This window comes from Microcoleus sp. CAWBG640 (genome assembly GCF_020883015.1).
Taxonomy (GTDB): domain Bacteria; phylum Cyanobacteriota; class Cyanobacteriia; order Cyanobacteriales; family Microcoleaceae; genus Microcoleus; species Microcoleus anatoxicus.
In genome coordinates, this window is the sequence record NZ_JAHRFC010000156.1 from 1 (window position 1) to 6,512 (window position 6,512).

Here is a 6,512-nt window from a genome sequence, read left to right on the forward strand (position 1 = left end):
ACTAGAGTATTACAGCCAATCCCTTCCCCTGAGTCGCGCAGTGGGCAATCGCAAGGGGGAAGCTATCACCCTCAACAACATCGGCTTACTCTACTCAGATTTGGGAGAGAAACAGAAAGCACTAGAGTATTACAGCCAGTCCCTTCCCCTGTTTCGGGCAGTAGGCAATCGCAGGGGGGAAGCTACCACCCTCAGCAACATCGGCGTAGTCTACGCAGCATTGGGAGAAAAACAGAAAGGCCTAGAGTATTACAACCAGTCCCTTCCCCTGACACGGGCAGTAGGCGATCGCAGACAGGAAGCTATCACCCTCAACAACATCGGCCAAGTCTACTCAGATTTGGGAGAGAAACAGAAAGCACTAGAGTATTACAGCCAATCCCTTCCCCTGAGTCGCGCAGTGGGCAATCGCAGACAGGAAGCTATCACCCTCACCAGCATCGGCTTACTCTACTCACATTTGGGAGAAAAACAGAAAGCGCTAGAGTATTACAACCAGTCCCTTCCCCTGAGTCGAGAAGCGGGCGATCGCACACAGGAAGCTATCACCCTCACCAATATCGGCAATGTCTACTCAGATTTGGGAGAGAAACAGAAAGCGCTAGAGTATTACAGCCAGTCCCTTCCTTTGAGTCGCGCAGTAGGCTATCGCACACAGGAAGCTATCACCCTCACCAGCATCGGCCAAGTCTACTCACATTTGGGAGAAAAACAGAAAGCGCTAGAGTATTACAGGCAGTCCCTTCCCCTGAGTCGAGAAGCGGGCGATCGCAGTGGGGAAGCTACCACCCTCCACAACATCGGCCAAGTCTACGATGATTTGGGAGAGAACCAGAAAGCGCTAGAGTATTACAGCCAGTCCCTTCCCCTGTTTCGGGCAGTGGGCGATCGCGGCGGCGAAGCAGGCACCCTCATCAGCATCGGCAATGTCTACTCAGCATTGGGAGAAAAACAGAAAGCCCTAGAGTATTACAGCCAGTCCCTTCCCTTGAGTCGGGCAGTAGGCGATCGCAGACAGGAAGCTACCACCCTCAGCAACATCGGCGTAGTCTACTCACATTTGGGAGAAAAACAGAAAGCCCTAGAGTATTACAACCAGTCCCTTCCCCTGACACGGGCAGTAGGCGATCGCGGTGGCGAAGCTACCACCCTCAACAACATGGGCACTGCCTACTCAAAATTGGGAGAGCTACAGAAAGCCCTAGATTATTACAGCGAGTCCCTTCTCCTGAGTCGGGCTGTGGGCAATCGCGGTATGGAAGGTCGCACCCTCAGCAACATCGGCCAAGCCTACTCAAAATTGCGAGAGCTACAGAAAGAGCTAGAGTATTACAGCCAGTCCCTTCCCCTGAGTCGGGCTGTGGGCGATCGCGTTAGCGAAGCTATGACCCTTTACAGAATTGCTGCTGCCAAACGTGTTCAAGGCAATCTTACTGAAGCCCTCACTGACATTGAATCCTCCCTCAAAATTATTGAAAGCCTCCGCACCAAAATTGCCAGCCTAGAACTCCGCACCTCATACTTTGCCACCGTGCAGGACTATTACCAGTTCTACATTGACCTGTTAATGCAACTGCACAAAACGCAACCCAAATCTGGTTATGATACCAAAGCCTTTGAAGCCAGCGAACGTTCCCGCGCCCGCAGCCTCATCGAACTTCTTCAAGAAGCAAACGCCGATATTCGCCAAGGTGTCGCCCCAGATTTACTGCAAAAAGAACGCAATTTACAACAGCAACTTGATGCCCTTGAAAAACAGCGAATCGAAGTTCTCAATCGCCCAAACCACACTCCCGCAGAAAAAGCAGAATTAGAACAGCAGCGCCAAAATCTACTAACTCAATATCAGGACATTCAAGCCCAAATCCGCGCCACCAGCCCCCGTTACGCCGCCCTCACCCAACCGCAACCCCTAACGCTTGCACAAATTCAACAACAAATCCTCGATGAGAATACAATTTTACTTCAGTATTCTTTAGGGAAAGAGCGCAGCTATCTCTGGGCCCTCACCAAAACCAGCATCACCAGTTATGAATTACCAAAAGCTGCCGACATCGAGACAATTGCCAAAAACTTTCGCACTGCTGTCACCGCTCCAAGTTCCCGAGACAACCCCAATCAAGTCGCCAAAGCCAACGATGCTATCAGTCAAATTATTTTACAGCCCGTTGCTGCCCAACTCGGTCAAAAGCGCCTGCTCATTGTTGGCGATGGCGTTCTCAATTATCTCCCCTTTGCCGCCCTTTCGCTCCCCGGAAAATCCGGTGAAAATGGGAATCCGCCTTTAATAGTAGACCATGAAATCGTACTCCTGCCTTCGGCTTCCACATTAGGAATCTTAAGACAAAACTACGCAGACCGGCCAGCCCCTACTCGGACTTTAGCGATTCTCGCCGATCCAGTTTTTAGCGGTAACGATGAACGAATTAAAAACGCTTCTTCAGCCACCACTGAGCAAGCGGTAGAATCAGCAAATCCCGGTTTAAGTCGCTCCAGAGGCGATAATAGCGGACAGTTTAACCGTTTAAAATTCACTCGCCAAGAAGCTCAAATCATTCAAGCGTTAGTTCCGGCCAATTCGATCGCCCAATCCTTTGATTTTGCAGCCAGTCGCGCCACAGCCACCAGCCCTAATTTAAGCCAATATAAAATCATTCATTTTGCCACTCACGGTTTAGTCAATAGCACTCACCCGGAACTGTCGGGAATCATCTTATCGCTAGTAGATGAAAAAGGTAATCCCTTAAACGGATTCCTGCGGTTGACAGATATTTTCAATCTGAAATTAGCAGCAAATTTAGTGGTTTTAAGTGCGTGTCAAACCGGATTGGGGCAGAACATTCAAGGCGAGGGCATGGTGGGATTGACGCGGGGATTTATGTATGCAGGCGCTCAGCGAGTGGTGGTTAGTTTGTGGAGTGTGGACGATGAAGGAACGGCTAAGTTAATGTCGAATTTCTATCAGGGAATGCTGAAAAAAGGGTTAACGCCAGCGGCAGCATTGAGGGCCGCGCAATTGGAACTATGGAAGCAGGAAAAATGGAGTTCTCCTTATTATTGGGCGGCGTTTACGCTTCAGGGTGAATGGCGGTAAATTTTATGATAAGTCGATCTAATGTGTGGGATGTGGTGCCATAACGTGAATTCTTTTCTACGCTGCTACTGCCATTCTATCCATTGCTTCACAATATCTTCTAGTTCCCCAGCAAAGGAATCAGTTGCATAAAGAGCAAAGTTATTAACTATCTCGCTTTTTTCAGGTAGAGACTCAGCCTTAAACCGACATTCATCTAAGTTAAAAAGCGATAATTGTCGAGACTCGTCATTTGATGTATTCTCGTGTGGGGATGTTCGCTGGCTGACAAAAGCGCCCATGCGTTCACAACCCTTAGCAAAACGGCGCAAAGTAGTTGCTATCGCCTCGGAACTATTATCAATTCCTATCCACTTCCTCCCAAACTCCGAAGCAACACTCAAAGTCGTACCTGAACCAGCAAAGCAATCCATCACTAAATCATCAGGATTTGATGAAGCTCGAATAATTCTACTAAGTAGATCGCGGTTTTTCTCAGTTGGATAACCTGTAATTTCAATATTTTGATTGTGAGCATCGCGGAACTCAAGCCAAATATCTTGTACGGGAATCCCACTACTACTATCCAAATATATCTTGCGACGGGGATTTCCAGTCGCAGACCAATATATTTCCCCTCTAGCATCCATCTCATCTAGTGTTTGAGGTGCAAACTGCCAATGTTTTCCCGGTGGCGGATTCATCCCTCTCCAAGACTTGCCAGTTTCGCCATTTCGGACTCCCGGTGCATGAATTGGAACCTTTTTATATCGCCTCCCAGTTTCTTTTTCAATGTATTCATATTCTTTGTTGGCGCGCTTATCCGTCCATTCTTCAACTGGACGATTCCAGATATAATTATCTGATTTACTATAAAATAGAATAAAAAACGACTTCCAAACTGGTTGCAAATATCCGTTGTCTTTTTTTTTCTTCTGAGCATTTCAACTGGAATCTCAGGGCTAACATACTTGCGAAACACCCTGAGAAGTTGAACTCGCATCCATGTGCTAGGAACCTCTGAAATCTGTATAAATAGGCGCACTGATGATTCAGAAGTCGTGAGTAATTGTCCAAACATTACTAAAACTGGTTCGTAAAGTTGGCAAGCCTCTTGTAATATATCTGGATAGTATTCTCCGGTCATCAAAGTTATCCAGTTGTGTGCATCCGGTTTGTAATCTGCAAAAGAGTTGCGTCTTCCCGATTTCATATTAGTCATCATTCATCTCAACACTAACTCCTTCGTAAAGTTCGCTCAATGGCATTTTAAACTCGCTCGCACTTAACGTCATAACTTTTTAATACTAACATTATACAAAAAAAAGCGGCTATGCTGGCCGCAGAATCGCCATAAAATACGATTTAAAATCCCAACTTATATGCTTCAGGGTGAATGGCGATAAATTTTAGGAAAAATTAGCATCAATATCTCTTCAAATTCCCAAGCGCTGATACACTAAATCTAAATGCCTCAATTGATACTGCGGATCGAAACAATCATCAATTTCTTTGCTAGTCATCTTAGCAGTAACCCGCTCGTCCTTAGCAATCAAATTGTAGAAATTGCCACCCGGTTTGTTCCAAACTTCGTGAGCGCAAGATTGCACAATTTTGTATGCTTCTTCGCGACTCGTGCCTTTTTCTACTAAAGCTAACATGACGCGCTGACTAAAGATAACTCCGCCGTAAACATTCATGTTTTGCTTCATGTTTTCGGGATAGACTAGCAGGTTTTTCACTAAGTCTGTGGTTTCCACTAACATGAAGTGGGTGACAGTGGAACTGTCTGGCAAAATCATCCGTTCTACGGAACTGTGAGAAATGTCTCTTTCGTGCCAAAGCGCCACGTTTTCTAAGGCTGCGACGGCGTTGGCGCGGACAATTCTTGCCATTCCTGTGAGTCTTTCGGATCGAATCGGGTTGCGTTTGTGGGGCATGGCGGAGGAGCCTTTTTGCCCTTTGGAAAAGAATTCTTCGACTTCGAGCACGTCGGTGCGTTGCAGGTTGCGAATTTCCACTGCAAAACGCTCGATCGATGCTGCTAACAGTGCTAAGGTTTGGACGTATTCGGCGTGTCGATCGCGCGAAATGACTTGAGTCGATGCACAATCGGGTTCGAGTCCGAGGTTTTGACAGGCGATCGCTTCAATTCGCGGGTCAATATTAGCATAGGTGCCGACAGCACCGGAGATTTTGCCGACTGCAATGGACGATCGCAAATTGACTAATCGGGCGCGGTTGCGAAAGACTTCGGCCAGCCATCCTGCTAGTTTAAAGCCAAAGGTGATGGGTTCGGCGTGAATTCCGTGCGATCGGCCAACCATCACAGTATAGCGGTGTTGTTGGGCCTGATAGCGAATAGCTTGGCTCAAATCTTCGACACGTTCTAACAAAATATTGACGCTGGCGACTAATTGCAGCGCCAAAGCGGTATCGAGCACATCGGAACTGGTTAAACCAAGGTGAATGTAGCGGCCGGCATCGCCTACATATTCGTTGACATTTGTCAAGAAGGCAATCATGTCATGGCGGACTTCGGCTTCAATTTCGAGGACTCGTTTGGGGTCAAAATTAGCCTTAGCTTTAATTTCTGTGACTGCGGCGGCGGGGATGTAGCCGAGTTCGGCTTGAGCTTCGCAGACAGCAATTTCTACTTGTAGCCAGGTTTTGAGTTTGGCGGTTTCAGTCCAGATGTTGCCCATTTCGGGCAGAGTGTAGCGGTCAATCACGGTGGTCGTTAGGGAATTCGGTCTCACCATTGTACATCTGTGTGGGGATGCAAGAGCCAAGGAGTCGAGAAACCGGCTTTAATATAGATTGAGGGGCTCTCTCGGATGTTGGGTGTAAAATGTAGCAAATAATACTAAATTCCTGAATAAGGAAAGCTGAAACCCTAGATTTTGCTAGCTCATAATCATTACTTATCACCATAATTACGAGAGAGCCGAAAATATTTCACCAGCCGATATTTTAAATATTTTTAATCGCATCAATTCATCGCGCATCTCCCCCGAAGCTAGCAATTTTGCTCTGGCGATTCTTGAAATCAACAAACATCGGTTACTTACTTTGAGAGAAGCACTACTTTGAAAACACCAAAAACACTATTCTTAGCTTGGAAAGACCCCATCAGTCCTAATTGGTTTACGATCGGTCGATTAACCTTTGATAAGAATATCTATCAATTTGTTTATACCCAAGGTGTAAAAGAAGCCGAAGAGAAATGTGCTTTTACACCGTTGCTTTCGTTTCCACGCTTAAATGAGGTTTATACGTCAACTTATTTATTTCCCGTATTTGCGAATCGGGTTATGTCGCGATCGCGTCCCGATTATTCCAGTTTTATCGAATGGCTGGATCTTCCCGATGGTGGGGACGATCCACTTGAAATTTTAGCTCGCAGTGGTGGGGAACGAGTCACAGATACGTTTGCCGT

Annotated in this window: 3 protein-coding genes and 1 pseudogene; 2 read left to right on the top strand and 2 right to left on the bottom strand. The window is 46.8% G+C overall.

Annotated elements, in window-relative coordinates; all coding sequences use genetic code 11:
- Positions 1–3,094: tetratricopeptide repeat protein (locus AAFP11_RS29355; RefSeq protein ID WP_341740186.1), on the top strand; the 3,094-nt coding region annotated here is incomplete at its 5' end.
- 65 nt (positions 3,095–3,159) lie between these two features.
- On the opposite strand, the gene AAFP11_RS29360 is transcribed toward AAFP11_RS29355, so the two are convergent.
- Positions 3,160–3,984, bottom strand: a complete 825-nt coding sequence (locus AAFP11_RS29360; RefSeq protein ID WP_341740187.1) for a DNA methyltransferase — start codon at positions 3,982–3,984, stop codon at positions 3,160–3,162.
- 525 nt (positions 3,985–4,509) lie between these two features.
- Entirely contained in the window at positions 4,510–5,805 is a 1,296-nt protein-coding gene (gene purB, locus AAFP11_RS29365) for an adenylosuccinate lyase (RefSeq protein WP_341740188.1), read from the bottom strand.
- A gap of 357 nt (positions 5,806–6,162) precedes the next feature.
- On the opposite strand from purB, the pseudogene AAFP11_RS29370 reads away from it, so the two are divergent.
- A pseudogene (locus AAFP11_RS29370) lies at positions 6,163–6,512 on the top strand (DNA-binding protein); the annotation flags it as partial.